General features: G+C 68.7%; 21 protein-coding genes, 1 other RNA gene and 2 pseudogenes. 9 read left to right on the top strand and 15 right to left on the bottom strand.

The features are described 5' to 3' along the window. Positions 1 to 50: 50 nt before the first annotated feature. The 3 genes from HWX58_RS06570 to sucB are packed head-to-tail and all read left to right on the top strand — an operon-like array spanning position 51 to position 4,263. Positions 51 to 1,463 carry a leucyl aminopeptidase gene (locus HWX58_RS06570; protein ID WP_368356411.1) on the top strand — a complete coding sequence of 471 codons (1,413 nt, stop codon included), beginning with the start codon at positions 51 to 53 and terminating at the stop codon, positions 1,461 to 1,463. After that, on the top strand, positions 1,463 to 2,836 hold the full coding sequence (gene lpdA / locus HWX58_RS06565; protein WP_175986224.1) for a dihydrolipoyl dehydrogenase: 1,374 nt from the start codon (positions 1,463 to 1,465) through the stop codon (positions 2,834 to 2,836). Before HWX58_RS06570 ends, lpdA begins: the two co-directional genes overlap by 1 nt. A 38-nt stretch (positions 2,837 to 2,874) precedes the next feature. Further along, positions 2,875 to 4,263 carry a 2-oxoglutarate dehydrogenase, E2 component, dihydrolipoamide succinyltransferase gene (sucB, locus tag HWX58_RS06560; RefSeq protein WP_438268245.1) on the top strand — a complete coding sequence of 463 codons (1,389 nt, stop codon included), beginning with the start codon at positions 2,875 to 2,877 and terminating at the stop codon, positions 4,261 to 4,263. A gap of 14 nt (positions 4,264 to 4,277) precedes the next feature. Here the strand turns inward: sucB and HWX58_RS06555 are convergent, their stop codons facing one another. Further along, the gene (locus HWX58_RS06555; RefSeq protein ID WP_175986222.1) at positions 4,278 to 5,747 is read right to left on the bottom strand and encodes a hypothetical protein; all 1,470 of its coding nucleotides are present in this window, start codon (positions 5,745 to 5,747) and stop codon (positions 4,278 to 4,280) included. 106 nt (positions 5,748 to 5,853) lie between these two features. Here HWX58_RS06555 and HWX58_RS06550 point away from each other — a divergent pair, with 106 nt between their 5' ends. Continuing rightward, complete coding sequence (locus tag HWX58_RS06550; protein ID WP_175986221.1) at positions 5,854 to 6,564, top strand: DUF4191 domain-containing protein; 711 nt, start codon at positions 5,854 to 5,856, stop codon at positions 6,562 to 6,564. Between the two features lie 27 nt (positions 6,565 to 6,591). Here the strand turns inward: HWX58_RS06550 and HWX58_RS06545 are convergent, their stop codons facing one another. Further along, positions 6,592 to 7,776 carry a RimK family alpha-L-glutamate ligase gene (locus HWX58_RS06545; protein ID WP_175986220.1) on the bottom strand — a complete coding sequence of 395 codons (1,185 nt, stop codon included), beginning with the start codon at positions 7,774 to 7,776 and terminating at the stop codon, positions 6,592 to 6,594. Positions 7,777 to 7,793: 17 nt separating this feature from the next. Here HWX58_RS06545 and HWX58_RS06540 point away from each other — a divergent pair, with 17 nt between their 5' ends. Then, the gene (locus HWX58_RS06540; RefSeq protein ID WP_175986219.1) at positions 7,794 to 8,282 is read left to right on the top strand and encodes an ATP-dependent zinc protease family protein; all 489 of its coding nucleotides are present in this window, start codon (positions 7,794 to 7,796) and stop codon (positions 8,280 to 8,282) included. Between the two features lie 21 nt (positions 8,283 to 8,303). On the opposite strand, the gene HWX58_RS06535 is transcribed toward HWX58_RS06540, so the two are convergent. Beyond that, the gene (locus HWX58_RS06535; protein WP_227530929.1) at positions 8,304 to 8,699 is read right to left on the bottom strand and encodes an RDD family protein; all 396 of its coding nucleotides are present in this window, start codon (positions 8,697 to 8,699) and stop codon (positions 8,304 to 8,306) included. Positions 8,700 to 8,821: 122 nt separating this feature from the next. Between HWX58_RS06535 and glnA the strand changes: the two genes are divergently transcribed. Continuing rightward, positions 8,822 to 10,246, top strand: a complete 1,425-nt coding sequence (gene glnA / locus HWX58_RS06530; RefSeq protein WP_175986218.1) for a type I glutamate--ammonia ligase — start codon at positions 8,822 to 8,824, stop codon at positions 10,244 to 10,246. Positions 10,247 to 10,445: 199 nt separating this feature from the next. On the opposite strand, the gene HWX58_RS06525 is transcribed toward glnA, so the two are convergent. Next, positions 10,446 to 10,856: a hypothetical protein gene (locus HWX58_RS06525; RefSeq protein ID WP_175986217.1), complete on the bottom strand. Its 411-nt coding sequence runs from the start codon at positions 10,854 to 10,856 to the stop codon at positions 10,446 to 10,448. A 300-nt stretch (positions 10,857 to 11,156) separates the two neighbouring features. Between HWX58_RS06525 and istA the strand changes: the two genes are divergently transcribed. Next, a complete protein-coding gene (gene istA, locus HWX58_RS06520) occupies positions 11,157 to 12,464 on the top strand; it encodes an IS21 family transposase (RefSeq protein WP_438268237.1) in 1,308 nt (435 codons plus the stop codon). Continuing rightward, positions 12,461 to 13,273: an IS21-like element helper ATPase IstB gene (gene istB, locus HWX58_RS06515; protein ID WP_068476904.1), complete on the top strand. Its 813-nt coding sequence runs from the start codon at positions 12,461 to 12,463 to the stop codon at positions 13,271 to 13,273. The genes istA and istB overlap by 4 nt, the downstream gene beginning before the upstream one ends. A 60-nt stretch (positions 13,274 to 13,333) precedes the next feature. On the opposite strand, the pseudogene HWX58_RS06510 reads toward istB, so the two are convergent. The 7 genes and pseudogenes from HWX58_RS06510 to HWX58_RS06480 form a co-directional block, all read right to left on the bottom strand. Beyond that, a pseudogene (locus HWX58_RS06510) lies at positions 13,334 to 14,513 on the bottom strand (IS3 family transposase). Positions 14,514 to 14,585: 72 nt separating this feature from the next. Then, complete coding sequence (locus tag HWX58_RS06505; protein ID WP_227530962.1) at positions 14,586 to 14,912, bottom strand: transposase; 327 nt, start codon at positions 14,910 to 14,912, stop codon at positions 14,586 to 14,588. A 75-nt stretch (positions 14,913 to 14,987) separates the two neighbouring features. Next, entirely contained in the window at positions 14,988 to 16,079 is a 1,092-nt protein-coding gene (locus tag HWX58_RS06500; protein ID WP_175986215.1) for a hypothetical protein, read from the bottom strand. Between the two features lie 697 nt (positions 16,080 to 16,776). Then, positions 16,777 to 17,694 carry a diacylglycerol/lipid kinase family protein gene (locus tag HWX58_RS06495; protein WP_175986214.1) on the bottom strand — a complete coding sequence of 306 codons (918 nt, stop codon included), beginning with the start codon at positions 17,692 to 17,694 and terminating at the stop codon, positions 16,777 to 16,779. A gap of 4 nt (positions 17,695 to 17,698) precedes the next feature. Beyond that, positions 17,699 to 20,670, bottom strand: a pseudogene (locus tag HWX58_RS06490) (bifunctional [glutamine synthetase] adenylyltransferase/[glutamine synthetase]-adenylyl-L-tyrosine phosphorylase). A gap of 4 nt (positions 20,671 to 20,674) precedes the next feature. Beyond that, a complete protein-coding gene (locus HWX58_RS06485; protein ID WP_175986584.1) occupies positions 20,675 to 22,012 on the bottom strand; it encodes a glutamine synthetase family protein in 1,338 nt (445 codons plus the stop codon). A gap of 15 nt (positions 22,013 to 22,027) precedes the next feature. Next, the gene (locus HWX58_RS06480) at positions 22,028 to 22,267 is read right to left on the bottom strand and encodes an SPOR domain-containing protein (protein ID WP_250646133.1); all 240 of its coding nucleotides are present in this window, start codon (positions 22,265 to 22,267) and stop codon (positions 22,028 to 22,030) included. 69 nt (positions 22,268 to 22,336) lie between these two features. Here HWX58_RS06480 and ppgK point away from each other — a divergent pair, with 69 nt between their 5' ends. Next, positions 22,337 to 23,080 (top strand): polyphosphate--glucose phosphotransferase, encoded by a 744-nt coding sequence (gene ppgK, locus HWX58_RS06475; protein ID WP_175986213.1) that lies wholly within the window; start codon positions 22,337 to 22,339, stop codon positions 23,078 to 23,080. A gap of 74 nt (positions 23,081 to 23,154) precedes the next feature. Here the strand turns inward: ppgK and rnpB are convergent. From rnpB to HWX58_RS06455, 4 genes are all read right to left on the bottom strand, one after another. Further along, an RNA gene (gene rnpB / locus HWX58_RS06470) (RNase P RNA component class A) lies at positions 23,155 to 23,529 on the bottom strand. 14 nt (positions 23,530 to 23,543) lie between these two features. Continuing rightward, positions 23,544 to 25,235: a bifunctional 3'-5' exonuclease/DNA polymerase gene (locus HWX58_RS06465; protein WP_250646132.1), complete on the bottom strand. Its 1,692-nt coding sequence runs from the start codon at positions 25,233 to 25,235 to the stop codon at positions 23,544 to 23,546. Beyond that, entirely contained in the window at positions 25,232 to 25,963 is a 732-nt protein-coding gene (locus HWX58_RS06460) for a zinc ribbon domain-containing protein (protein ID WP_175986211.1), read from the bottom strand. The genes HWX58_RS06465 and HWX58_RS06460 overlap by 4 nt, the downstream gene beginning before the upstream one ends. Continuing rightward, entirely contained in the window at positions 25,960 to 26,337 is a 378-nt protein-coding gene (locus HWX58_RS06455; RefSeq protein ID WP_175986210.1) for a YchJ family protein, read from the bottom strand. Before HWX58_RS06455 ends, HWX58_RS06460 begins: the two co-directional genes overlap by 4 nt. Positions 26,338 to 26,417: the final 80 nt, after the last annotated feature.

Below are 26,417 nucleotides of genomic sequence, written 5' to 3'. Positions count from 1 at the left end.
GCTCTCGCACACCGACAGTCCATTTCCGGGAGCGCGCTGCCGACGCCGCAGTGCTCGTCGTCCCGGATCTCGAGGCGTTCCCCGACGCACTGGACGCGTTGCCGGGCCTGAAAGACGTGCTGCAGGCCATCGGCTTCACGGGCGCCGCGTCCTCGTTCGCCCGCGTCCACGCCCCCGAGGTGACCTCGCTCCCGTTCGCCGTCGTCGGCGCGGGCAAGAATGCGGACGCGGCATCGGTGCGGGATGCCGCCGGCACGGCGCTGCGCTCGCTCACCGGATTCGCCGATGTCGCTCTGGCGGTCGCCGCGCCGATCGACGAGTTCGCTCCTGCAGCAGCCGAGGGGGCCGTCTACGGCGGCTACCGCTTCGACGGCTACCGCGCGAAGCCCGGCAAGAGCCGCGCCGAGTCCGTCACCGTGCACAGCGCCTCGATCACGGCGGCCGACATCGAGCGCGCCCGCGTGCTCGGGGACGCGCTCGCGCTCGTGAAGGACCTCGTCTCGGTCCCCGCCGAATGGCAGAGCCCGGCCGATCTCGCCCAGAGCGCGGTGGATGCCGTCGCCGACCTCGACGTCTCCGTCGACGTCCTCGACGAGCAGATGCTCGCTGAGCAGGGATTCGGCGGTGTGCTCGGCGTCGCGCAGGGCTCCGATCGCCCGCCGCGCGTCGTCCACCTCGACTACTCCCCCGCCGGCGCCACGACCCACATCGCCCTCGTCGGCAAGGGCATCACGTTCGACACCGGCGGACTCTCCCTCAAGCCCGCAGCCTCCATGGTCGGCATGAAGTTCGACATGGCGGGATCGGCGACCGTCCTGGCCGCGCTGCGCGCGATCGCCGAGCTGAAGCTCCCCGTCCGCGTGACGGCGTGGATGTGCATCACGGACAACATGCCCTCGGGCAGTGCGACCAGGCCCGGCGACGTGCTCCGCATGCTGGACGGCCAGACCGTCGAGGTGCTCAACACGGATGCCGAGGGCCGGCTGGTCCTCGCCGACGGACTCGTGTCGGCCAGCCGCGAGAATCCCGACGTGATCTTCGACGTCGCAACCCTCACCGGCGCGATCCTCGTGGCCCTCGGACACCGCCACACCGGTGTCATGGGCGACGACGATGCGGTCGCCGAGTATCTGGCAGCCGCCGAGTCGGCCGACGAGCTCGCGTGGGCGCTGCCGCTGCCGGAGTACATGGAGGACTCGCTCGAGAGCCCCATCGCCGACATGATCAACGCCAACATGGGCGACCGCTCCGGCGGGTCGATGTTCGCGGGCCTCTTCCTGCGGCGTTTCGTCGGCCGCACCGGCGAAGCCGAGGACGCCCCGCGCATCCCGTGGGTGCATCTGGACATCGCCGGCTCGTCGGAGCACGCCGGCTCCCCCTACGGATTCACGGACAAGGGCGCGACCGGCGCGACCGTCCGCTCGCTCGTCGCGTTCGCCGAAGCACGCGCCAAGGAGGCCTGATGACCACGCACACCTTCGATCTCGTCATCCTCGGAGGGGGCAGCGGCGGGTACGCCGCCGCCCTCCGCGCCGCCGAGCTCGGCAAGAGCGTCGCGCTGATCGAGAAGGACAAGGTCGGCGGCACGTGCCTGCACCGCGGCTGCATCCCGACCAAAGCACTGCTCCACGCGGCAGAGGTTGCCGATCATGTGCGCGATGCCGCTTCAGTCGGCGTCGGCGCGACGTTCGACGGGGTGGATGCCGCCGGCGTCCGCACCTACCGCGAGAACATCGTCGCCAAGAAGTACAAGGGACTCGAGGGCCTCATCAAGGCGCGCGGGATCACGACCGTGTCCGGCACCGGTCGGTTGAACGCCGACCGAACGGTGTCGGTCGGCGACGACGTGTACTCCGGCACCGATGTCGTGCTGGCGACGGGGTCGTACAGCCGCTCGCTGCCCGGGCTCGACATCGGCGGGCGCATCCTCACCAGCGAGCAGGCCCTCGCCCTCGACGTCGTCCCCGAGCGCGTCCTCGTGCTCGGCGGAGGCGTCATCGGCGTCGAGTTCGCCAGCGTCTGGCGCTCGTTCGGCGCCGAGGTGACGATCATCGAGGCCCTGCCGCACCTCGTCCCCAACGAGGACATCGCGCTGAGCAAGGGGCTCGAGCGGGCGTTCCGCCGCCGCGGCATCCAGTACTCGCTCGGCACCCGCTTCCAGACCGCGACACAGGACGACCAGAGCGTCACGGTCACGCTGGAGGACGGCAAGACGTTCACCGGCGACTACCTGCTCGTCGCTGTCGGGCGTGCTCCCGCGACCGCGGACCTGGGCTTCGAGGAGGCGGGCGTCACGCTCGACCGCGGCTTCGTGATCGTCGATGAGGAGTTGCGCACCGGCGTCCCGAACCTGTGGGCCGTCGGCGACATCGTGCCGGGCCTGCAGCTCGCGCACCGCGGATTCCTGCAGGGAATCGCGGTCGCCGAACGCATCGCCGGCCTCTCCCCTGCCCCGATCCCCGAGTCGCAGATCCCGAAGATCACGTACTGCAACCCGGAGGTCGCCTCGGTGGGCGTCACGGAGCAGGCCGCCGTCGACGAGCACGGCGCGGATGCCGTCGTCTCGTACGAGTACAACCTCGCCGGCAACGGCAAGAGCGAGATCATCGGAACGGCGGGCCTCGCCAAGGTCGTTCGCCTCAAGGATGGCCCCGTCCTCGGCGTCCACCTGCTCGGCGATCGTGTCGGCGAGCTGATCACCGAGGGGCAGCTGGCCGTCGCGTGGGAAGCCCACCCCGAGGACATCGCTCCGCTCATCCACGCGCATCCGACCCAGAGCGAGGCGCTCGGCGAGGCGTTCCTGGCCCTCGCCGGAAAACCACTCCACGCCCTCTGACACCAACCGGTGCCAGGGTCACTAAGCTTGAACACGTCATTCACATTCTTGAAGGAGACTCCGTCATGAGCACATCCGTGGTCCTCCCCGCTCTCGGAGAGAGCGTCACAGAGGGTACGGTCACCCGCTGGTTGAAGCAGGTCGGAGACACCGTCCAGGCGGATGAGGGCCTGCTGGAGATCTCGACCGACAAAGTCGACACCGAGATCCCCTCGCCGGTCGCAGGCGTCCTGCAGGAGATCGTCGCAGGCGAGGACGAGACCGTCGAGGTCGGCGGCGTTCTGGCTCGCGTCGGCTCCGGCGCGGCACCCGAGGCTCCCGCCGCTGAGGCTCCGGCTCCCGCTGCTGAGGCTCCGGCTCCCGCTGCTGAGGCCGCCCCGGCCGCCGAAGCTGCTCCTGCTCCCGCAGCCGAGCCGGCTCCTGCATCCGCACCGGCCGCGCCCGCTCCTGCACCCGCCGCGCCCGCGGCGCCGGCCCCGGCGGCTCCCGCCGCGGAATCTGCTTCGTCGGGCGACGACAAGGGCTCGCTCTACGTGACGCCGCTGGTGCGCCGCCTCGCCTCCCAGCAGGGCGTCGATCTCGCAACCGTCACCGGTTCGGGCGTCGGCGGACGCATCCGCAAGGAGGACGTCCTCAAGGCCGCCGAGGCGAAGGGCGCAGCCCCCGCTGCTGCAGCCGCAGCGCCCGCTCCGGCCCCGCTCGAGGTCTCGCCGCTGCGCGGCACGACGCAGAAGATGTCGCGTCTGCGCAAGGTCGTCGCCGAGCGCGCCGTCGCCTCTATGCAGCAGACGGCGCAGCTGACGACCTTCGTCGAGGTCGATGTCACGGCCCTCGCGAACTACCGCACCAGCGTCAAGGACGAGTTCCAAAAGAAGACCGGCGACAAGCTGTCCTTCCTGCCGTTCTTCACGCTCGCGGCCGCCGAGGCGCTGCAGGCGTTCCCGATCATCAACGCGACCGTCGACGGCGAGAACATCGTCTACCCGGCGACCGAGAACATCTCGATCGCCGTCGACACCGAGCGCGGCCTGCTCACTCCCGTCGTCCGCGACGCGGCGACGAAGAACCTGGCCCAGCTCGCGCACGAGATCGCCGATCTCGCCGCCCGCACCCGCGACAACAAGCTCAAGCCCGACGAGCTCGCCGGCGGCACCTTCACCGTGACGAACACAGGTTCGCGCGGCGCGCTGTTCGACACGCCGCTGGTGTTCCTGCCGCAGTCCGCGATCCTCGGAACCGGAACGGTCTTCAAGCGTCCCGGTGTCGTGACGGTCGACGGTGTCGACGCGATCGCGATCCGCTCGTACGTATACCTCGCGATCTCGTACGACCACCGGATCATCGACGGTGCGGACGCCGCTCGCTTCCTCGGTGCGATCAAGCAGCGTCTCGAGTCCGCGGACTTCGCGGGCAACCTCGGGGCCTGATCACAGCTCAGCATCTATTCCGGCTGGTGCGCGACGTCATAGACGTCGCGCACCAGCCATTTCTCGTCCCGGCGCTCGAGCACGAGCATCTGCTCCGCCGCTGAGGACCCCTCCGCGGTCGCGGTGAGCCGCACCACGGCCACATCCCCGTAGTCGTCGACCAGTGTCGCCGTGCTGGCGTGCGACCCCTGTGCCGCCAGCCCGTCTGTCGGCCCGGTGACTCCGTCGACCAGCACCGACGGGCATGTCTCAGCCTCAGCCCCAGCGCAGGTCTCGAGGGTGTCGAGGATCGTGGGGACGGCCGACAGCGCGTCCTCGGGGTCGTCGACCGGTTTCGGTGCTTCGGAGTCGTCCGACTCGGATTCGTCCGTCTCGGGTTCACCTGCGGGCTCCGTGGCGTCCGGGGCGGGATCCTCGCTCAACTCGGCCGCCGCCTCACCCGTGTCGACCGAGCGCTGAGCGGCTTCGGCCGCCCCCGTGTCCTCTCCCTGCGGCCACATCAGGCCGGCGATCAGCACGACGGCCGCGAGAGGTGCGGCGAGCATCAGCGGGCGCCGATGAGATCGGCGCGCAGGGGCTGGCGCCGTACCGCGCGGCCGCCGGACGCAGCGGTGGACGCGGGCGAACAGCGCAGACAGGCGTTCGACGACGCCCCGTGCCGCGCCTCGCACCGTGTCGATGAGCCGGCGTTCTGGCGAGTCGTGGGCGCGCGTCACCCGGCGCCGGACCCGCACGGCACTCCTCCCACCCGTCGCCGGGCCGGCTTGCCTGCGCGTGCCCACGTCGCGGGCGCGTTCCGGAGCGAACACATCCAGACGCAGCGCGCGGGGCGCTGCCTGCGCGAACAGCTCCTGCTCCCAGCGGAGTTCGTCGTCAGCGTGATGACGACGTTCCCGCAGCGCCCCGGCCATCTCCTCGATCACCCTGACCGTCGGCCGATCTGCGGTGTGCTCGACGATGCGGTCGAGAAGCCCAGCCGTCTGCGCCCGAGCCGCGCCGCCCTCGCCCTGCACGAAGAGCGGACGGCCGTCGCCGGTCAACCACCACTCGCCACCGCTGCCCTCCGCATCGCTGCCGAGCTCACGGATTCCTCGCATCAGACTCGCCGCCAGGGTGGCGATCTCGCCGGGCGACAGGTTCTCGCCTGCCGCCTGTCGCTTGCCGAGGAACGCCTCCACCCGCTGCGTGCACCATGGCAGAAGCGCTTCGTGCCCGTCACGAGTGCGGCGCACATCCAGCACTCCGCATATGTGATCGGCTCCGGAGTGCGCCCAGCCGCCCCAGCCCGCCAGTGCTTCGGCGTCGACGCTGACCGCGACGCCGTCCTCATGCCCCACGAGTGCGCCCTCGAACGGCCCTTCGCTTCCGCGGAGCGCGCGGATCAGTCGATGCGCCCCCGGTACGAGGCCGGTCCGGTCGGCGTCGGCATCCATCTCGGTCATCCCATCATCGAAGCGCAACGCGACGGCGGCGACGATGCCCACTCCCACGAATGTGGACAGCGTGCACGGCGCGGCGCCCGGTGCAGGACGAGTGCGCCGCCCGCGAACGCGCGCGTGGGGCGGCCACGGAGTCGGTATCCTGGTCGGTATGGCTAAGCGTGCTCCCGAACCCGAAAAGCGTCCTGGGTTCTTCTCCCAGATCAAGTCCCTCTTCCGGTTCACACGTGAGGTCTACCCGTGGCTGCCGTGGGTGCAGATCGCGATCCTCGTCGCCGGCATCCTCCTCGGCCTCGTCGTCGGCTACCTGATCCCGCCGTTCCAGATCTGGTCTCTCATCCTCTGGGCGATCACGGGTCTGATGGTCGGCGTGCTCGGTGCGCTCTTCCTCATGACACGCCTGTCGACGACGGCGATGTACCAGAAGATCGACGGCATGCCCGGCGCGACCGGTCACATCCTCAGCACGAGCCTCGGACGCAAGTGGCAGGCCTCCGACACTCCGGTCGGCATCAACCCGAAGACGCAGGAGGCCGTGTACCGCGCGATCGGTCGCGGCGGCATCGTCGTCGTCGGCGAGGGCGCCCGCGGCCGCCTGACCCGCCTCATCAACGAGGAGCGCTCCAAGGCGCAGCGCGTGGCGAACGGCGTGCCCGTGAACGTCTACTACGTGGGTCACGGAGACGACGACGTGTCGATCTCCGACCTGTCGAAGACGATCAAGAAGCTGCCGAACGCCATCGACAAGACGACCATGGCGGCCGTCATCCGCCGGATCGACTCGGTGTCGCAGTCGGTGAGCTCCCTCCCCATCCCGAAGGGCATCGACCCGACCAAGGTCCGCGCTCAGCGTCCGCGCTGAGCCACGGCGGGCCCAGCGCGGCGGAGCTCAGCTCAGCGCTTCCTTGGGAAGCCTGCGCACCTTCGCCCGGCGACGCCGGCGCTCGGGGATCATCGAGCGCATCTCGTCGAGCTTGCCGAAGCACAGCAGGCGGTCATCCGCCTCCAGCACCACGTGCTTGCGAGGGTTCGGGATCACGCTCACGCCGCGGTGCAGCGTCAGCACCGTGATGTCCCGTTCCCACAGCCCTGACTCCCCCAGCGTCTTGCCGACGAGTTCGGCGGCGTTGTGCACGAGCAGCTCTGCGACGCCGTACCCGGTCGACACCGTCAGCCGCTGCCGGACGTCGATCTCGGGGAAGGCGACCTGGTTCGCGATGTAGTCGATGATGGCGCCGGCGACGTCGAGCTTGGTCGCCTGCTCGATCCCCTGCAGGCCGGGTGAGGAGTTGACTTCCATCACGAGAGGCCCGTCGTCCCCTTCGAGCATGTCGACGCCGGCGACGCGCAGACCCATGATCTGCGCAGAGCGGACGGCGGCCTGCTCGTAGACGGGGTCGAGCTGCACGGCCTCGACGCTGCCGCCCCGGTGGACGTTAGAGCGGAACTCGTCTCCGGCCGCCACCCGGCGCATGGCTGCCACGACGCGGTCACCGACGACGAGCGCGCGGATGTCGCGGCCGCGGCTCTCGGAGATGAACTTCTGGATCAGCACGTTCTGCTTGGTCGAGTGCAGCGTCTCGATGATCGCCTCGGCGACCTTGACCTGCGGGGCGAGGATCACGCCGATGCCCTGGGTGCCCTCGAGCAGCTTGATGACGACGGGAGCGCCGCCCACGCGTTCGATCGCCGGACGCACATCGGCGCGGTTGCGGACGAACGCCGTCGCCGGCATCGCGATGTTGTGCCGGGAGAGGATCTGACTCGCCCGCAGCTTGTCGCGCGCGCTGGAGATGCCGTTGGCCGTGTTCGGCGTGTAGACGTCCATCTGCTCGAACTGCCGCACCACCGCCGTGCCGAAGTACGTGATCGAGCTGCCGATGCGGGGCAGGATCGCGTCGTAGTCGCTGAGCGGCTTGCCACGGAAATGCAGGTCGGGCTCATCCGCGGTGAGGTCGATCGCGAACTTGAGCGTGTTGAGCACCTTCACGTGGTGTCCGCGTTGCAGTGCGGCTGCGCGCAGCCGCTGCGTGGAGTATGCCTGGGGGGCACGGGAGAGTACGGCGAGCTTCACGTGGTTTTCCTGCCAAGATGTATCGCGTGGTTAAGACATCTCATTCAAACACTCTTACGGGGTGGCGTGAATGGGTGAGCCTGCCCGATGCCGGCGTCGATTGGATCAAAGCGAAGATCGACACCGGTGCGCGCACCTCATCGCTCCACGCGTTCGACGTGGTCGAGTTCGAGCGCGAGGGCGAGGCCTGGGTGCGGTTCCGCGTGAACCCCTGGCAGGACACGAACGCGGACGCCACGATCGTCGAGTGCCCGATCCACGACCGCCGTGAGGTGCGCAGCTCCTCGGGGCACATTCAGGAGCGCCTGGTCGTGCTCCTGGCGATCCGCATCGTCGATCAGCTGGTCGTCTCGGAGGTGACGCTCAGCAAGCGCGACGAGATGGGATTCCGGATGCTGATCGGCCGCGAGGCGCTCCGCCGGGGGTTCATCGTGGACCCTGCCCGTTCGTTCCTGGGCGGACGCGCTCCGAAGGAGATGCGCCGCCGCAACCGCGGGCGCATCTGAGCCCTTCGACAGGCTCAGGGATCACGCCCTGATCAGGGCCGTTCCGACGGCCTTGTCGTGCAGGCCCCGCTGATCGGCGTCCCAGATCACGGCCGGGATGACAAGTGCCAGCAGGACCGTGCGCACGATGGGCCGCCACAGCCCTACCCAGGCGCCGTTGACAAGCACCAGTCGCATGCCGAGGATGCGGTGCCCCGGGCTGCCGCCGAGTGTCGGGATGAAGAGGATCTGCACCACGACGAATATGAGGAGCGTCGCCAGCGAGTCGTACTGGAAGAAAGCGATCGAGATGACCACCGCAGCGGCCCAGTCGATGGCCAGGGCGCCGATTCGGCGACCGATCCGAGCGATGCTTCCCGGGCCCTCCGCGGGGTAGCCGAGACGCTCTCCTGGGTACGTGTTCACCGGGTCAGCCACAGATCGATCCTATCGATGCTCTGTAACATGGCCGAAACAAAGCGGACACGGGAGGGAAATCCCCTCGCCCTACTGTTCAGGCAGGCCTGAAGGCCCCGATCCGCGTCATCCAGGAGTGATACATGTTCACCGATTCGTCCGAGGTGCTGAGCTACATCAAGGAGAACGACGTCAAGTTCCTTGACATCCGTTTCACCGATCTTCCGGGGGTGCAGCAGCACTTCAACATCCCCGCATCGGCCGTCGACGAGGCGTTCTTCACCGATGGGCAGCTGTTCGACGGTTCTTCGATCCGCGGGTTCGCCAGCATCCACGAGTCGGACATGCAGCTGATTCCCGACGTCTCGACCGCCTACCTCGACCCGTTCCGCGAGGCGAAGACGCTGGTCATGATCTTCGACATCTACAACCCCCGCACGGGCGAGATCTACTCGAAGGACCCGCGTCAGGTCGCCAAGAAGGCCGAGAAGTACCTGGCATCCACCGGAATCGCCGACACCGCGTTCTTCGCCCCCGAGGCGGAGTTCTACATCTTCGACGACGTGCGCTATTCGGTGACCGCCGGCGAGAGCTTCTACAAGGTCGACTCCGAGGAGGCCGCGTGGAACACCGGCCGCGAGGAGGAGGGCGGCAACCTCGCCAACAAGACCCCGTACAAGGGCGGTTACTTCCCCGTCTCCCCCGTCGACAAGACGGCCGATCTTCGCGATGACATCACGCTGAAGCTCATCGACGCCGGTTTCGTGCTGGAGCGCTCGCACCACGAGGTGGGAACGGCCGGTCAGCAGGAGATCAACTACCGCTTCGACACGATGGTGCACTCGGCGGACGACATCCTGAAGTTCAAGTACATCGTCAAGAACACGTGCGAGCAGTGGGGCAAGGTCGCCACCTTCATGCCCAAGCCGCTGTACGGCGACAACGGCTCCGGCATGCACACCCACCAGTCGCTGTGGAACGACGGCAAGCCGCTCTTCTACGACGAGGCCGGCTACGGCCAGCTCAGCGACATCGCCCGCTGGTACATCGGCGGCATCCTCAAGCACGCCCCGGCGCTGCTCGCCTTCACCAACCCGACCCTCAACAGCTACCACCGCCTGGTGAAGGGCTTCGAGGCCCCGGTCAACCTCGTCTATTCGGCCGGAAACCGATCCGCCGCGATCCGCATCCCGATCACCGGCTCGAACCCGAAGGCCAAGCGCATCGAGTTCCGCGCGCCTGATGCCTCCGGAAACCCGTACCTCGCGTTCGCCGCGCAGCTCATGGCGGGCCTGGACGGGATCAAGAACCGCATCGAGCCGCATGAGCCGGTCGACAAGGACCTCTACGAGCTGCCGCCCGAGGAGGCCAAGAACATCCCGCAGGTGCCGAACTCGCTGCTGGACTCGCTGGAGGCCCTGCGCGAGGACCACGCCTTCCTCACCGAGGGCGGCGTGTTCACCGAGGAGCTCATCGAGACCTGGATCTCGTACAAGATCGAGAACGAGATCCTCCCGATCGCCCAGCGTCCGCACCCGTTCGAGTACGAGCTGTACTTCGGCGTCTGATTCCCGCAGGCCCTCAGAGCCACACTTCCGGTCTCTGAGCCCAGCAGTTTACTGAGCCCCAGGCGGCAATCGCCGTCTGGGGCTCAGACTATCTGTGGACGTTTACGGACGGCTACGGGGAGTAAACGGACAGGTCTTCGGACAGCGTGGATGCCCGCTTCTGCCCAGGCGAACAACGCGCTGGCTCGACGGTTCGCTGCTACAGCAGCCCACCGACGGGAGCCCGTGTGAGATCAGGCGCGACGGCGTAGCTGACCGCTGGCACCGCAGCCCATCGTTCCGGTGGCAACGCGCCGAACATCAGCTCCAGCGCGAGCCCGACTTCAGCATTGAGAAGCCCCTGCAAGGTGAGCGGCAGCGAAATCGACGCGAGCGCACTGCGCGATTGAACGTTTCGCGCCGAGGCATCCGTGAGCGCGTTAGCGCGAAGCTCTTCAAGGATCCCGTCGAGCACACCGTGCACTTCAGCCGAGACGCCCAACTCTCCTGAGTGGGGCGCGATGAGGTCGGCGATGAGCAACGGCTCACTGGCGACAACAGCCTGCTTTGCAGCATGGGTGTCGGGGATAGCTCCGCCAAACTCCGCTTGCCGGATCAGGTTCTGCGCCATATGTCGTGCGGCGGGAGTTCCCACAAGCGCGGGGGCCTTGACCCCGGATCGTGGACACGGTGTCATTTCGGTTATGCCGCTTCCGTGAGGGTAGCTGATCTCGCGGCCGCGTAGGTGTTCTCGTAGCTGTTCGGGGTGATCTGGTGACGGCGCTCACTGAAATTCCTCGGTTCTGCTCATCGAAATTCCCCACTCTGGGTCGCTCCGCCGCATGAGGCGGGCCTTCCTCGATGCTGGTGGTCTCTGACCACACACCAGCCGGAGGAAGGCCCTGTTCTCATGCTCTCAGAGAGGAGCAGCGTGGACATCCACGCTCTGAAACGGCAGGGGATGACGATCAGCGAGATCGCCCGCCGCACTAACCATGACCGCAAGACCATCCGCGCGTATCTGAACGGTGAACGTCAGCCCGGGATGCGTGAGCGCACCATCCCGGACTCGTTCGACGCGTTCGTCGACTACGCCACCGCGAGACTGACCGAGGACCCGCACCTGTGGGCGGTGACGCTGCTCGACGAGCTGCGACCGCTCGGTTACGAGGGGTCGTATCCGACGCTGACGCGGCAGATTCGTGCCCGCGGGCTGCGTCCGGCGTGCACCGCGTGCGCGCACGTCACCAAACGCGCAAACGCGGTCATCGAGCACCCGCCCGGGGAGGAGACCCAGTTCGACTGGGTCGAGATGCCCGACCCGCCCGCGCATTGGGGGTTCGGCCGCAAGACCGCGTATGTCCTGGTCGGGTCGCTCGCGCACTCGGGTGTCTGGCGGGGCGTGATCTCCCCGTCGATGGACACCCCGCACCTGCTCGCCGCGATGACGACCCTGCTCGCCCTGCTGGGCGGGCTCACGAAGACCTGGCGGTTCGACCGGATGCGGACGGTCCTGGACCACCGCACCGGCGACCTGGTCCCGCAGTTCGCCGCGTTCGCGAAGCACCACGGCGTCACCGCGGTGGTCTGCCGGCCGAGGTCGGGGAACAGGAAGGGCGTGGTCGAGAAGAACAATCACACCGCCGCGCAACGCTGGTGGCGGACCTTGCCCGACGACCTCACCCTCGAGCAAGCGCAGGCCAGCCTGAACACGTTCGCCGCAGGGCAGGACGACCGGCGGCGTGAGGGCGAGCTCGGGACGACGACAGCGTCCGCCCTGTTCGTGAACGAGCGGCTCAGACCGCTACCTGCGGTTGTGTTCCCTGTGATCATCACAGAGGAGCGCACCGCGACCCGGCAAGCGCTGATCGACTGGCGTGGGAATCGCTACTCCGTCCCGCCCGAACTCGCCGCCGCGAAAGTCGAGGTCCGGCAGCGGCTCGGCGCGGACATCATCGACATCGCCACCGCATCGGGGACGGTCGTCGCCCGCCACCAGGTCGCCGAACCCGGCCTCGGCGTCACGATCCGCGACAGCGGCCATGTCACCGCACTGGAGGCCATCGCGATGGCGTCAGCGACACCAGGACGCCCGCACCGCCGCAAAGAACGCATCCCACCCGGCAGCGCCGCGCTGCGCGCTGCCGCAGCCCTCACCAGCGCTGCAGCGCAGCCTTCGACCGTGATCAGCCTGGCCGCTTACGAGCAGGCCGCGAAGAACAGGAACACCCTCCGATGACCACAACCACAGCCACCACGACGGCAGCGAGCGTCTATCAACAGCTGCGCGGCCACCTCACCGACCTGAAACTCGCCGACGCCGCGGACGCCCTCCCCGCCGTCCTCGACCAGGCGCAAGCCGAAGGATGGACCCTGACGCAAGCCCTCGAGCACCTACTGCGAGTCGAGGTCACCGCCACCGACGCCCGCCGCTTGGCTGGCCGGTTCCGTTTCGCGAACCTCCCCACCGGGCAGACCCTGGACGACTTCGATCACGACGCCGCATCCGGCATCGACCGGTCGCTGCTGGCCGAGCTCGGCACCTGCCGGTTCATCGACACCGCCACCAACGTGCTCCTGATCGGCCCGCCCGGCGTCGGGAAGACCCACATCGCCACCGGCCTCGGCCACGCCGCCGTCACCGCCGGCTACCGCGTCTACTTCACCTCCGCCGCCGACCTCGCCGCCCGCTGCCACCGCGCCGCGATCGAAGGCAAGTGGTCGACGATGATGCGTTTCTTCGCCGGTCCGACCCTGCTCATCATCGACGAGCTTGGCTACCTGCCACTACCCGGCGAGGCCGCCTCAGCCTTGTTCCAGGTCATCAACCAGCGCTACCTGAAGACCTCCATCGTGATCACCACGAACCGGCCGGTCGGAGCCTGGGGCGAGATCCTCGGCGACACCACCGTCGCCGCAGCCATGCTCGACCGGCTCTTGCACCGATCCGTCGTGATCACCCTCGATGGAGCCTCTTACCGGCTCCGCCACCACGCCACCGCCGCAGACGAACTCCGCCGCGTCACGACCGGCACGAACCTGCGCTAACCTGACCACGCGACCTGAGGAATTCCGATGAGCAACTCTGGGGAATTTCGATGAGCGCCATCACTGGCCGATCGCGGAGTGGCGTCGGCGCGTGTTGTATCGGTTCGTCCACCGGAACACGGCCCGGTAGGCGGTGGCTTGATCGGGGAACGCCGACGCGCCTTGGAGGAGCTCGCGTTTGAGCGCGGCGTTGAAGCTCTCGGCCAGCGAGTTGTCGGCGCTCGTGCCCACCGCGCCCATGGACTGGGTCACCTTGAGCTGCTCGCAGAGTGCTGCGTAGGCTTTCGACGCGTAGACCGAGCCGTGGTCGCTGTGGAACACTGCGCCGGCCAGCGATCCGCGGTCGCGGTGCGCGCCGCGGAGAGCGCCTTCGACGAGTTCGGTGCGCATGTGGTCGGCGACCTGCCAGCCGGCGAGCTTGCGCGACCCGAGGTCGATGCAGGTCGCCAGATACAGGTTGCTGCCGTCCGCGATGGGGAGTAGGTGATATCGCCGACATACCTGCGGTTCGGCTCCCCGGTGCTGAAGTCCCGCCCGATCAGGTCGGGGAACTTCCGTCCGGACTGGTCCGGGATCGTGGTCTTCACCCGGCGGCGCAGTCGGATCCCCGCGAGCGCGTGTTCCCGCATCACCCGAGCGACCCGCTTATGATTCACCCGCCCGGCGGCGGGGACGCCGTCGTTGAGGTCGGCAGTGATCCTCGGTGCCCCGTAGGCGCGGTCACCACCCTGCGCGGGGTCCTGCAGCACCCGGATCCGTGCCGCCAACCGGGCGTCGTCCGCGGCTCGCGCGGCCCGTCCCGGGGCTGCGGCCAGCCACGCGTAGAACGAGGACCGGGCGATCTCGATGACCTCACACAACCGCTTCACGCCGTAGGCGTCCTTGTGGTCCTCGACGAACTGGAAGCGGTTCACCAGTTCGTCTCCGCAGCGAAATACTTCGCCGCCTGACGGAGGATGTCCCGCTCCGTCTCGAGCTTGACCTGCTCCGCTCTCGAGACCGCTAACTCGGCTTCCAACCGGATGATCCTCGCCGCCTGCGACTCCGACCGCACCGACACCGGCGGCGACACCGAACCGGCCGCAGCGGTCCCGGATCCGAGCTTGTCGACCCATTCCTTCAACGCACCCCGGGAGATCCCCAAATCGGCCGCGATCGCTTTCAGCGTCGCGCCCGGCGTGGACTCGTACAAATCCACCGCACGCTGCCGGAACTCGTCCGTGTAGTTCTTCCTTGCCATCCCTCAGATTCTCGCTTCCCCAGCATCGTGCTGGAATCAGCGTGTCCAAGATCAGGGGTCAAGCCCCCGGTTTCAGTGCGTTGCGGATGTACACGAGGTCGTTCTTGCTTGCTGATCCTGCTCGTAGCCGGTGAGCAGCAGTTGCCGGCTGGCCCAGACTTTGTCGGTGGCGGTGCCGCGGCGGCCGTGCAGTTGCCGGGTGATCCGTTGACGGACCTGGGTGACCATGAGGTTGGCGAGGGCGACGAGATGCCACTTGTCGACTGCGATCCGCGCGTCCGGCAGGGCGGTGCGGATCCCGGATCGACAGGTACAACAGCGCCCGCCCGCACACCCGCCTCGGCAACGCCCCACCCGCCGAGTACGAGGCAGCGCACTGCGCTGAGCCCACCAAGTCATCACGACCGGCAATGACACCTGCATAGACGTGGCATCAACGCGTAGATGTTTCAGTTTCTTCTGTCTGGGGCTGTGTCAGGTGCTGGACCGGGTGTAGGCAGCGGCGCGCACCACATCGTCGTCCTCCAGTCCAGCTCCTAGTGCTCCGCCCACGGTGGCCAGGCTGGCGGTGAGCCAGCTGATCTTCGCGTAGTCCAAAGCGTTCACTGGGTGAGCGGCGATACCGGCCAGTACCTGCTCGTCGATGAGCAGCAGCGCGCCGACCCAGGACAGGATGAATAAGCCGAGGTAGAACACCACAACCCCGATGGCCACGGTCGCGGTGGTGGCCAAATTGAACAGGATCACCTGCTCACGTTGGGCTCGCCGCCGTGGGCGCTCCCACAGGTCGGCTCCCAGGATCAGGGTGACACTCACCGCCCCGATCGCCATCACCGCCAGCAGGACCAGGCGCACCGGCCCGTAGGCCATGGCCAATACCCATAGGTCCGAGGCCACCAATGTCAGCATGCCGGTGGCCGCTGCCACGACCATCGCCCGGGAGAGCCGGGCCACGAAGGCCCAAGGCTGGTTGGCGCGGATCATGCCCAGCAGCAGCCGCACGTTGCCGCTCAGCACTCGGGCCGTGAACTGCACGACGTTGTCGTCCGGGCGTTCGTCGAGATCGGTGGACAGCTGGTGGGCTCTTCGAGCAAGATCCCGCTGGGCGTTGCGGTCTTCGGCGTCGTAGCCCAGGAGCTGCCCGACCACGTGCGCGGTGGTCTCTTGCACCTTCTGCCGCACGTGCACGGGTCCCAGGGTTGGGACGGAGACCAGTCCTACCCCGTGCACGGGGCTGAGCTGGGTGAGCACCGGACGTCGGCCGGTCTTCAGGGGGATCTCGGTGAGCACCACGGCCAAATCCCAGTTCTCCTCCAGCACTCGGTTTCGGGCCGCCTCCAGCAGGTCCAAGGTCTCGGTGGGTGGATCGACCAGCCGGTCTTCGGCCATCTTCAGTTGCCAGCGCACTCCCGGATACCGCTGCACCAAAATCTGGCGCACCGAGGTGGTGACCTCGGGGCCGAGCACCGCACTCAGGGATGGTGAGACCACCAGGCCGATGAGCAGCTCGGCATCGGAAAGGGGTTCGGCAGGATCGGCGGTGGATCCGCAACGCTCAGCAGTCACCGCTCCATGATGAGGCAACCACGGCCGGATTGCTACTGGCTCGATGGAGCCCCCAAGGTTTCGTGCAGCACCGCGGGCCGGATTCGGTGGTCGCCTCGATCCCGGAAAGAGCGGTGCTGCTCACTGCGAAACCCTCTCCCCGCCGACGCCGCCAGCGCGAAGACATCACAGCCAGCGGGCCCGGGACCTGCCGGTATCGAGGACGGCTTCTCGATGATGCTGCAGTGACGGATCGGTTGAAGTGCTTCGGCGGTGTGGGAGCAGTGATCAGCGTGGGGCCGGTCGATTCCGTTCGGACAGGTGATGCATCGACTGCCAGCGGCAGGTGCGGTACTGATGCGGGGGTACCCGGTGCAAGGGTGTCAAGGCCCAGCTCCGAAGACGGCAAGCCGGGCACGTGAAAGGCGAATTATGGCCCGCCGCAACCCGAGCGGGAAGGCATGTGTGGCACGAGGCGCCGAAGACGGGCCGGGGGTTCACTGCAGAGATAAATGGCTCTCCGCATTTGAGCGGGGCGTGTGCTGATTTCATGCTGCTGGTGACCCGCGAGTGGCAACTCCATCCAGTTCGCGGGCGCGGGAATCTGCGTGAATCCGCGGCTACACTTTCCCGACTCCCGCACGAGCTGTACTTCGGCCTCTGACGCCCGATCAGCGCAGAGGCCGCCCCGGTTCGATCGGGGCGGCCTCTGCGCGTCTCAGAGCACGCGCAGCGCGCCTGCCTGCACCCGGACCTCGAACACCGAGACCTCTCCGACCTCCTCGCCGTCGATCTCGAACTGCTGAGGCCGCGCCAGCTCGACCCGCACGCGCTCGGCCGTGTGGAAGTGCGTCGAGTCCGTACTCACGGCGGACTCGCCTCCGGTGAGAAGGCGGCGGATGCCGTTCTCCCACACGACGGAGCGGACCGTGTCGATCCACTGGAGCGCGCCCTCCGAGCTCACCAGCAGCAGATCCAGGCGACCGTCGTCGAGCTTCGCGTCCGGCAACAGGCGCAGACCGCCCTGGACCATGCCGCAGTTCCCGATCAGCATCGTGTGTCCGCGCACCTCCTGCGGCTCGTCGTCGTCGATCGTGACCGACACCTCGGTCATCTCCGTACCGGCCATGGCCCGCCCCATGGCCTCGACGTACGCGAGCCAGCCGGCCCTGCTCTTGAGGTCGTCGTCGGTCTCGACGAGCATCTGCGCGTCGACGCCGAAGCCGACCATGACGGCGAACGCGCGCTCGTCCTCGTCGCCGTGACGCACCCACCCGAGGTCGATGCGGCGCTCGTCGCCCTGCGCGATCCGCCGCAGGGCCGCCGGGATGTCATCCAGCGGCACCTCGAGGTTGCGCGCGAGCAGGTTGCCCGTCCCCTGCGGGACGATGCCCAGCGCCGCGTCCGTCCCGGCGAGAGCCTCGGCGACCGCTCGCACCGTGCCGTCGCCGCCGACGGCGATCACCGTGGCGCATCCGTCGGCGACAGCGTCCTCGGCCATTCCGCCCCCCGGGTCCTCCTCGCTGGTCGCCCACCAGCGCACGTCATCACCGAGATGATCGGCGACCGCCGCCCTGAGAGTGTCCTCGTCGATCTTCGAAGGGTTCCACACGATGCCGTAGGAGTGCGCAGTCATGTGCTCAACCGTAGAACAACTGCTCGAAGACACGGCGCGCACGGCGCGTCGTCCCGAGATAGTCCTCCTCCACGGCACTCGCCGAGCGCTCCGGGTAGCCGAGCAGCCGTCCGAGCGCATCGAGCTCCCGCCGGTCCCAGGGCAGTACGTCGCTCGTCCGTCCCGTCTGCAGCGTGATGGCCGAGCGCAGTCGGGACGCGAGCCGCCAGGCCTCGCGCAGCAGTTCCGCGTCCGTCTCGTCGATGAGCCCCGCAGCGACGGAGGCCGCCAGAGCGCCGAAGGTGGATGTCGTGCGCAGCGGGGGAACACTGTGCGCGTGCTGCAGCTGGATGAGCTGCACGAGCCACTCCACATCGCTCAGGCCACCGGGACCGAGCTTGAGGTGCCGATGCGGATCGGCCCCCTGCGGCAGGCGCTCGCCCTCGACGCGTGCCTTGATGCGCTTGATCTCGCGCACGCCCTGTTCGTCGACCTCGGCGGGATATCGGATGCTGTCCGCCATGGCCATGAACCGCGCGATGAGTCCTTCGCTGCCGGCGACCCCTCGCGCACGCAGGAGCGCCTGGGCCTCCCACGACACCACCGGCGGTAGTACTCCGTGTACGCGCCCAGAGAGCGCACGACGGGTCCGCTCCGGCCCTCCGGCCGCAGATCCGCGTCCAGGTCGAGCGGCACACGGTTGTCGGTGAGGTGCTCGCGGAGCCCTGCGACGATCTGCGTCGCGAACTGCTGCGCCCGCTCGGGCGCGACCCCCGCGGCGTCGTACACGAACAGGATGTCGGCATCCGACCCGAATCCGAGCTCGGCGCCGCCGAACCGGCCCATGCCGATGATCGCGAACTCGAACGCGTCGTCCTCGGGCGGGACGACCTCGCGGCGCACGGCTCGAAGCGCCGCCTGGATCGTCACCTCGGTGATGGATGTGAGCGCCGCGGCGACTTCTTCGATCGTGATCACGTCGAGGACGCCACCCATCGCGGTCCGCAGCAGCTCGCGCCGGCGCAGTGCCCGCACCGCCTTCAGGGCCGAGGTCACCGAGGCGTGCCTGGTCTGGATCGCCCGTGCCTCCTCATCGAGCTTCTCCGGGCTCCTGGGCCGCAGCCGATCGGTGCTGTCCAGCCAGGCGACCGACTCGGGGATGCCCTCGAGGAGCTCTCCGATGTACCGCGAAGAGGACAGCAGCATGGTGAGGCTCTCGGCTGCTCCGGCAGAGTCGCGCAGCATCCGCAGGAACCACGACGTGTCGCCCAGACGCTCGCTGATGCGCCGGAACGCGAGCAGCCCGTAGTCGGGGTCGCTGCCGTCGGCGAACCAGCGGACCATGACCGGCATGAGATGCCGCTGGATCGTGACCTTGCGGCTGATCCCTGACGTGAGCGCCCCGATGTGCCGCAGTGCGCCGGCGGGATCACGGAAGCCGATCGCGGCGAGGCGGTCGTGCGCCTGCTCGGTCGACAGGGTCCTCTCCCCCTCCGGCAGGGCGGCCACGGCGCTGAGCAGCGGTCGGTAGAACAGCCGGGTGTGGATGTCGCGGACTTCACGGCGCACCTGCTCCCACACGCTCCAGATGCCCTCTGCCGTGTCGGCCAGGCCCGTGGCACGCGCGAGCTCCCGCTGCCCCTCCGGCGTGCGCGGCATCAGGTGCGTGCGCGTGAGGTCCTTCAATTGAGCCCGGTGCTCCATGAGACGCAGCGTGCGGTAGTCGGCCGCGAACGTCGCGGCGTCCGCCCGGCCGATGTACCCGCCGGCGACGAGCGCGTCCAGGCTCTCGAGCGTGCCGCGGGTGCGGATCGTCTCGTCGGTCAGACCGTGGACGAGCTGCAGCAGCTGCACGGTGAACTCGATGTCCCGCAGCCCCCCGATGCCGAGTTTCAACTGGAACGGGGCATCCTCGGGGTCGACGTGCTCGGTCACGCGCTCGCGCATCCGCTGCACGCTGTCGACGAAGTCCTCCCGCGCCGCGCTCGACCAGATCTTGGGCTGCACCGCCTCGAGATATGCCGCTCCCAGCGCCTCGTCGCCCGCGATCGGTCGGGCCTTCAGCAGCGCCTGGAACTCCCAGCTCTTCGCCCATCGGTCGTAATAGGCCAGGTGCGAGCCGAGCGAGCGGACGAGTGCGCCCTGCTTGCCCTCCGGGCGCAGGTTCGCGTCGACCTCCCACAGAGGCGGCTCCACTTCGATGCCGGAGATGCCCTTGATCGTCTCGCGGGCGAGACGCGTCGCGATGTCGATCGCGCGGCCCTCCTCGAGGGCGTCGTCGTCGGCGGTGCCCCCGACGAAGATGACGTCCACGTCGCTGACGTAGTTGAGCTCGCGCGCGCCGGCTTTGCCCATCCCGATGATCGCCAGCTGCGTGAGCGCGACATCTTCGGCCGGGTAGGCCGAGGCCACCCGGACGCGGGCCACGGCCAGCGACGCCTCGAGCGCTGCGCCCGCGGCATCGGCGAGGGCGGCCGAGATGGCGGCGATCCGGGACGCCGGCTCCGGGGTGCACAGGTCGATGGCCGCGATCTCGGCGATCGCGCGGCGATAGGCGATCCGCAGGGCGACCCAGGCGGACTCGTCACCGGAGGATGCGACCCCGTCCGCTGCGCCCACGGCAGCCAGCATCCGTTCGCTGAGCGCGGACGCACTGGGCACGAGCGAACCGACCTCCGCGAGCACCGAGAGCTCATGCGGATGCCGGAGAAAGAAGTCGGCCAGACCGTTCGAGGCCCCGAAGACGCGCCACGCGATCGGACGCGTGCGCCCGTCCGCGAGCAGCCCCGCGAGCGGACTCGTCGCGCGACGCGCAACCCGCAGCATCCGGGTGACCGCCGCATCGGGGTCAGCGGCGACTGCACCGTCGACGAGATCGGCGGGCTCGACGCCCAGAGTCGTCGACAGCTCGCCGATCGCCTCGGCGCCGGTGCTCAACACGGTGAAGCCGAGCCTCGCCAGCGCAGATCGCGACAGTGCCGATTCCGAGCGAGCCATCCTCTCAGAGCAGCTCGAGGTTGCTCTTGAGTTCGAAAGGCGTGACCTGCCCGCGGTAGGCCTCCCACTCCTTGCGCTTGTTCAGCAGCACGTAGTTGAAGACCTGCGCGCCGAGGGTCTCGGCGACGAGCTCGGAGCCCTCCATGAACTCCAGTGCGTGGTCGAGGCTGGCAGGCAACGATGTGTAGCCCAGTGCGCGGCGCTCGGCGTCGCTGAGCGACCACACGTTGTTCTCGGCCTCTGCGGGCAGCTCGTACTCGTTCTCGATGCCCTTCAGTCCTGCCGCGAGCAGCAGAGCGTAGGCGAGGTACGGGTTCGCCGCTGAATCCAGCGCCCGGTATTCGACGCGCGACGACTGGCTCTTGTTGGGCTTGTACATCGGCACTCGGACGAGCGCGGAGCGGTTCGCATGCCCCCACGTGACGAAGCTCGGCGCCTCGTCGCCGCCCCACAGCCGCTTGTACGAGTTCACGAACTGGTTGGTGACCGCCGAGATCTCGTGCGCGTGCCGGAGGAGACCGGCGATGAAGTGCCTGCCGACCTTGGAGAGCTGGTACTGGGCGCCCTCCTCCCAGAAGGCGTTCTGGTCGCCTTCGAACAGCGACATGTGCGTGTGCATGCCGCTGCCCGGCTGGTCGCTCATCGGCTTGGGCATGAACGTCGCGTAGACGCCCTGCTCGATGGCGACCTCCTTGACCACGGTGCGGAAGGTCATGACGTTGTCCGCCGTCGTCAGGGCGTCGGCGTAGCGGAGGTCGATCTCGTTCTGGCCGGGTCCGCCCTCGTGATGGCTGTACTCGACGGAGATGCCGAGGTCCTCGAGCATCCGCACCGAGCGGCGGCGGAAGTCGTGCGCCGTGCCGCCCGGCACGTTGTCGAAGTAGCCGGCGGAGTCCACGGGGACGGGGCCCTCGGGGCCGATGACGGACGACTTCAGCAGGTAGAACTCGATCTCAGGGTGCGTGTAGAACGTGAACCCGGCATCCGCGGCCTTCGCGAGCGTGCGCTTGAGCACGTTGCGGGGGTCGGCCACCGCCGGCTGACCGTCGGGGGTGGTCAGGTCGCAGAACATGCGCGCGGTCGGGTCGATCTCGCCCCGCCACGGCAGGATCTGGAACGTGGTCGGGTCGGGCTGGGCGAGAAGATCGGACTCGTACGTGCGCGTCAGACCCTCGATCGCCGAGCCGTCGAAGCCGATGCCCTCCGCGAAAGCGCCCTCGACCTCGGCCGGGGCGATCGCCACCGACTTGAGCGTGCCGATCACGTCGGTGAACCAGAGTCGGACGAACTTGACGCCGCGCTCCTCGATGGTGCGGAGAACGAAGTCCCGCTGCTTGTCCATGCTCATGAAGCGCCGCTACTTCCCGTCCACATCGGTGGCCTTGCGCCAGTCGTCGTCGAGGCGCTCCTCGACGGCCCACGCCTCCGAGCGCTCGCGCAGCGTCTGCATCGCGTTCGCCGCAGCCTCGGCGGTGTCGAACGGACCGACACGGTCGACGGACGGCGAGATGTACCCGTATTCGACCTCGCCCGAGGTCGTGTTGTACCAGTACTTGCGCTCACCGCTCGACATGTACGAATCTTCTCCCCGAGTCATGGCAAATCCTTTCGTAAAGGCTTCGTCACGATCCTAGTGGCGCGGCCGGCTCTGGCTAGGCTATTCACCATGGCAAAAGCGATCGGCGTCGACATCGGCGGCACAGGCATCAAGGCAGGAATCGTCGACCTCGAGCACGGCACGATGGCGTCGGACCGCGTGCGCGTCCCCACTCCTGAGGGCGCGTCCCCGGAGGACGTGCTCACGGCCGTGAAGACCGTCCTCGAGAAGCTCGACGTCAAGACCGCGATGCCGCTCGGTGTCGCCTTCCCGGCGATCGTCAAGCGCGGTAAGACGCTGTCCGCCGCGAACGTCTCGAAGCAGTGGCTGGACTTCGACGCCGAGCGCTTCTTCCGCGACGGCCTTGAGCGCAACATCGTCTTCGTCAACGACGCCGACGCGGCCGGCGTCGCGGAGGCGCGGCACGGCGCTGCGCGGGATGTCCGCGGCCTGACGCTGATGACGACGCTCGGCACGGGCATCGGCTCGGCGTTCATCTACGACGGCATACTCGTTCCCAACACCGAGCTCGGGCACCTCAACTTCCGCGGGTTCGAGTCCGTCGAGCAGTGGGCGGCGACATCGGCGCGCGAGCGCGAAGGCCTCAGTTGGGCCGAGTGGGCGGAGCGGCTCCAGGCGTTCTATTCGCACATCGAGTTCCTGTTCAGCCCCGACCTGTTCGTCGTCGGCGGCGGCGTCTCGAAGAACGCCGATGACTTCCTGCCGCTGCTGGATCTGAAGACTCCGATCGTGCCGGCCATCCACCGCAACAACTCGGGCATCATCGGCGCCGCGTCCCTGGCAGGCGACTGACACTCGAACCTGCAAGGCCGCGCCGAGACTGCGCCGACTCGACGCTGTCTCGGCGCGGCCTTGCGGTGTGGGTGCGAATGGGGCGGCCTGTACGCCGGGTTCTGTTCCGGGGCCCCTCTCGGGGTGTCCCTTCGACGGCCATCTCTCTCGGCGACACGTTGCCGTGCCGCTCCAGCGGTCTACCCGAGGACTCGGCGAGCCGCGTCATCATCCTCTGTCTGACCTTGCTCCGGACGAGGTTTACCTGGCAGGCCGTGTCACCACGGCCCCCGGTGGTCTCTTACTCCACCCTTTCACCCTTACCTCGCGCGCCGAAGCGCGGAGGCGGTCTGCTCTCTGTGGCACTTTCTCGCGGATCACTCCGGGTGGGCGTTACCCACCGTCCTGCCCTGCGGAGCCCGGACGTTCCTCGGTGCGGTTGCCCGCAACGCGACCGTCCAGCCGCCCCATTCGCACTGCCAGTCTACTTCTCGGCGGTCCGCACGATCTTCAGGTCGAGGGGTACATCGATCGGGAAGTCGCCGAACAGGCGGCGGGTCGCGATGGCCGCGGCCTCGCGCACAGCGGATGCCGCGGCATCCGCCTGCTCCTGCGGCACATGCAGGATCACCTCGTCGTGCAGGAAGAACGCCAGGTGCGCCTGCCGTGCGAACGGCCCGGATCCCGGCGCCGGCGCGGCCGCATCGGGGAACTGTCGCAGCCGGTGCCGGATCTCGGCGAGCCAGATCAGCGCCCACTCCGCAGCCGTTCCCTGGACGACGAAGTTGCGGGTGAAACGGCCCCGATCACGAGCTCTGGCCCGGGCGCGCTTCACGTCGGCGGGCTCCGTGTCGGCACCTGTGGCCGCGGCCTGCTGAGCCTGCCAGCCGGCATCCGGCCGCGGCGACGACCGACCGAGCCAGGTCGAGACGACGCCGCCGTCCTCGCCGATGCGCGCGGCCTCATCGACGCGGTTCATGGCTCGCGGGTAGACCTTGCGCAGGCGCGGCACGAGCCTGCCGCTGTCCCCCGTGGTCGCGCCGTACATCGCGCCGAGCACGGCGTACTTGGCCTCTTCACGGGTGGCGACCGCTCCGGACGCCACGACGCCGGCGTAGAGGTCCTGCCCCCGCGCGGCCTCCGCCATCGCGCGGTCGGACGACATCGCCGCGAGCATCCGGGGTTCGAGCTGCGCGACGTCGGCGACGACGAGCATCCAGCCCGTGTCGGCGCGGACGGCCGGACGCAGGATGCGCGGGACCTGCAGCGCTCCCCCGCCCGATGACGCCCAGCGTCCGGTGACGACACCGCCGGGGATGTAGACGGGGCGGAAGCGTCCGTCGCGAACCCATTCGGCCAGCCACGCCCAGCCGTTCGCGCTCATGAGCCGCGAGAGCTTCTTGTAGGCCAGCAGCGGGGCGATCACCGGATGCGAGATCTCGCCGAGCTCCCACTGGCTCGTCGACTCGACGTTGACACCGACGCGGTGCAGGGCTCTCAGGAGCTTCGGATGGCTGTCGAGGTGCAGGCCGGGGGCGCCCAGATGGAACCGCACCGCCTCGGCGTGCGCGAGCATGTGCGCCGGCATCCCGCCTCCCGCGGGGCGGGCACCGAGCACCTCGGTGAGGATGCGGTCGTGCTCGTCGGCGTCCCAGGGCAGACCCGCCGCACGCATCTCCTCGGCGATGAGGCCACCGGCGGATTCCGCGGCGCACAGCAGCGCCAGACGGCCCGTCCGATCGGATCCGATCACCCGCACCTGCTCCCGGTACTGCGCCACGAGCTCGGCGATCGGCATCGGTCCGCCTCGCTCATCGGCATCGAACAGGGCCGGCTCCGCCGTGTCCGGCTGCCGCGGGATCCAGTCCTCGGACGGCGCGAGCGGGCGCGCGACGACGTCCGTGTCGCGGAGGATCGCGTGACACAGAACCAGATCGTGCGTGCGCGTCAGACGGACGCCGGCCGCGAGCAGTCGCGGATAGAGGTCGCGTGCGCTGCGGATGACCCACCGCGGACTCCGGAGCTCCTCCTCCCGCGCGACCCACTCGGCGATGCCGTCGCCGCCGAGCTCGATGATCTCGGTCGCCGGCTCGCCTGCCACCAGGGGCACAGCGGCGAGGCCCGTCTCTGTCCGTGCCAGCAGGATCCGCTGATCGGCTGCCGGCTCTCCGCTCACAGACCGGATTCGTCGGTGCGCACGAGGATCGCGCCGCACTCCGGGCACAAGATCACGGCATCCGCGGCGGCTTGGCGGATCTCGCCCAGGTGCGTCCCGGAGAGCATCATGCGGCAGCCCTCGCACGTGCCTCGCCGGAGCAGTCCGACGCCGATGCCGCGCGAGGCACGGCGGGTGTACTCGGCCAGGAGGTCGGCGGGCACATCCGCGGTCACGGCCTCGCGATCCCGCGTGAGCTGCTCGATCTCGGTGGTGGCGGCGGCGATCTGCGCCTTCGCCGCCGCGGTGAGCTGCTGTCCCTCGGCTGTGGTCGTGTCGATGAGCGCCTGCTGGGCGGCGACAGCCGCATCGGCCTCCTCGAGGCGTCCCATGACGTCGAGCTCGGAGTCCTCGAGGTCGCTGATGCGGCGGGCGAGGCTGGCGAGCTCGTGCTCGAGCGCCTGCGCGTCCTTCGGATTGGTGGATGCCGCCAGGCGCTCGGTGTCGCGCGTGCGCCGCTGCTCGGTGACCTTGACGTCGGATTCGAGCCTGGTCAGCTCCGTGCGTATGTCGTCGCGGCTGCCGGTGAGGGCGGTGAGCTCGCGTAGCTGCTCCTGACGCTCCTTGGCGAGTTCGTTGATCCTGGCGCCCTGCGCCGGGGTCGTCCGCTGCTTCTCGGCCTGTTCGAGGCGTCGGTCGAGTTCGGCGACGTCGAGGAGGATGCGCTGGTGCTCGGGGCTGGCGTTCACACGTCCAATCTACCGTCCAGGTACAGCCACGTCCTGTTCTCCCGGACGAAGCGGCTCCGCTCGCGCATCGAGCCCGGTGCACCGTCCTCGCGGAAGAACGCTTTGAACTCCACGAACCCCTCCGCGTCGAACGGACCTCCGGCGACGGTGTCGAGGATGTCTAGCCGCGTCCAGCGGATGTCGGGGTCGAGATCGATTCCGGCCGGCCTCGTCGAGGGATGCCAGGAGCGCAGCAGATGCTCGGCGTCGCCGGTCGCGAACGCCGTGAAGCGCGAGCGCATCAGGCGGACGGCTGTGGGTGCGGCGATCGCGCCGGACAGGATCGGTCCGCAGCATCCGTCGTAGGTGTCACCGGACGTGCAGGGGCAGCGCATGCGTCCATCATGCCCCGTGCGGACAAGCCCAGTGCGGACATGCCCAGTGCGGACATGCCCAGTGCGGACGGGGGCCGTAC

It is taken from the genome of Microbacterium tenebrionis, from assembly GCF_903645325.1.
In the GTDB taxonomy this organism is placed as follows: domain Bacteria; phylum Actinomycetota; class Actinomycetes; order Actinomycetales; family Microbacteriaceae; genus Microbacterium; species Microbacterium tenebrionis.
Note: the sequence above shows the minus strand (reverse complement) of the source record. Positions and strands in the feature narration are given on the sequence as shown.

Bases quoted from the DNA above. Each gene is read 5' to 3' on its own strand.
- lpdA (WP_175986224.1), top strand. From the start codon at position 1,463: ATGACCACGCACACCTTCGATCTCGTCATCCTCGGAGGGGGCAGCGGC.
- HWX58_RS06550 (WP_175986221.1), top strand. From the start codon at position 5,854: ATGGCTAAGCGTGCTCCCGAACCCGAAAAGCGTCCTGGGTTCTTCTCC.
- HWX58_RS06540 (WP_175986219.1), top strand. From the start codon at position 7,794: ATGTATCGCGTGGTTAAGACATCTCATTCAAACACTCTTACGGGGTGG.
- glnA (WP_175986218.1), top strand. From the start codon at position 8,822: ATGTTCACCGATTCGTCCGAGGTGCTGAGCTACATCAAGGAGAACGAC.
- HWX58_RS06525 (WP_175986217.1), bottom strand. From the start codon at position 10,856: ATGGCGCAGAACCTGATCCGGCAAGCGGAGTTTGGCGGAGCTATCCCC.
- istB (WP_068476904.1), top strand. From the start codon at position 12,461: ATGACCACAACCACAGCCACCACGACGGCAGCGAGCGTCTATCAACAG.
- HWX58_RS06505 (WP_227530962.1), bottom strand. From the start codon at position 14,912: ATGACTTGGTGGGCTCAGCGCAGTGCGCTGCCTCGTACTCGGCGGGTG.
- HWX58_RS06495 (WP_175986214.1), bottom strand. From the start codon at position 17,694: ATGACTGCGCACTCCTACGGCATCGTGTGGAACCCTTCGAAGATCGAC.
- HWX58_RS06485 (WP_175986584.1), bottom strand. From the start codon at position 22,012: ATGGACAAGCAGCGGGACTTCGTTCTCCGCACCATCGAGGAGCGCGGC.
- HWX58_RS06480 (WP_250646133.1), bottom strand. From the start codon at position 22,267: ATGACTCGGGGAGAAGATTCGTACATGTCGAGCGGTGAGCGCAAGTAC.
- ppgK (WP_175986213.1), top strand. From the start codon at position 22,337: ATGGCAAAAGCGATCGGCGTCGACATCGGCGGCACAGGCATCAAGGCA.
- HWX58_RS06455 (WP_175986210.1), bottom strand. From the start codon at position 26,337: ATGCGCTGCCCCTGCACGTCCGGTGACACCTACGACGGATGCTGCGGA.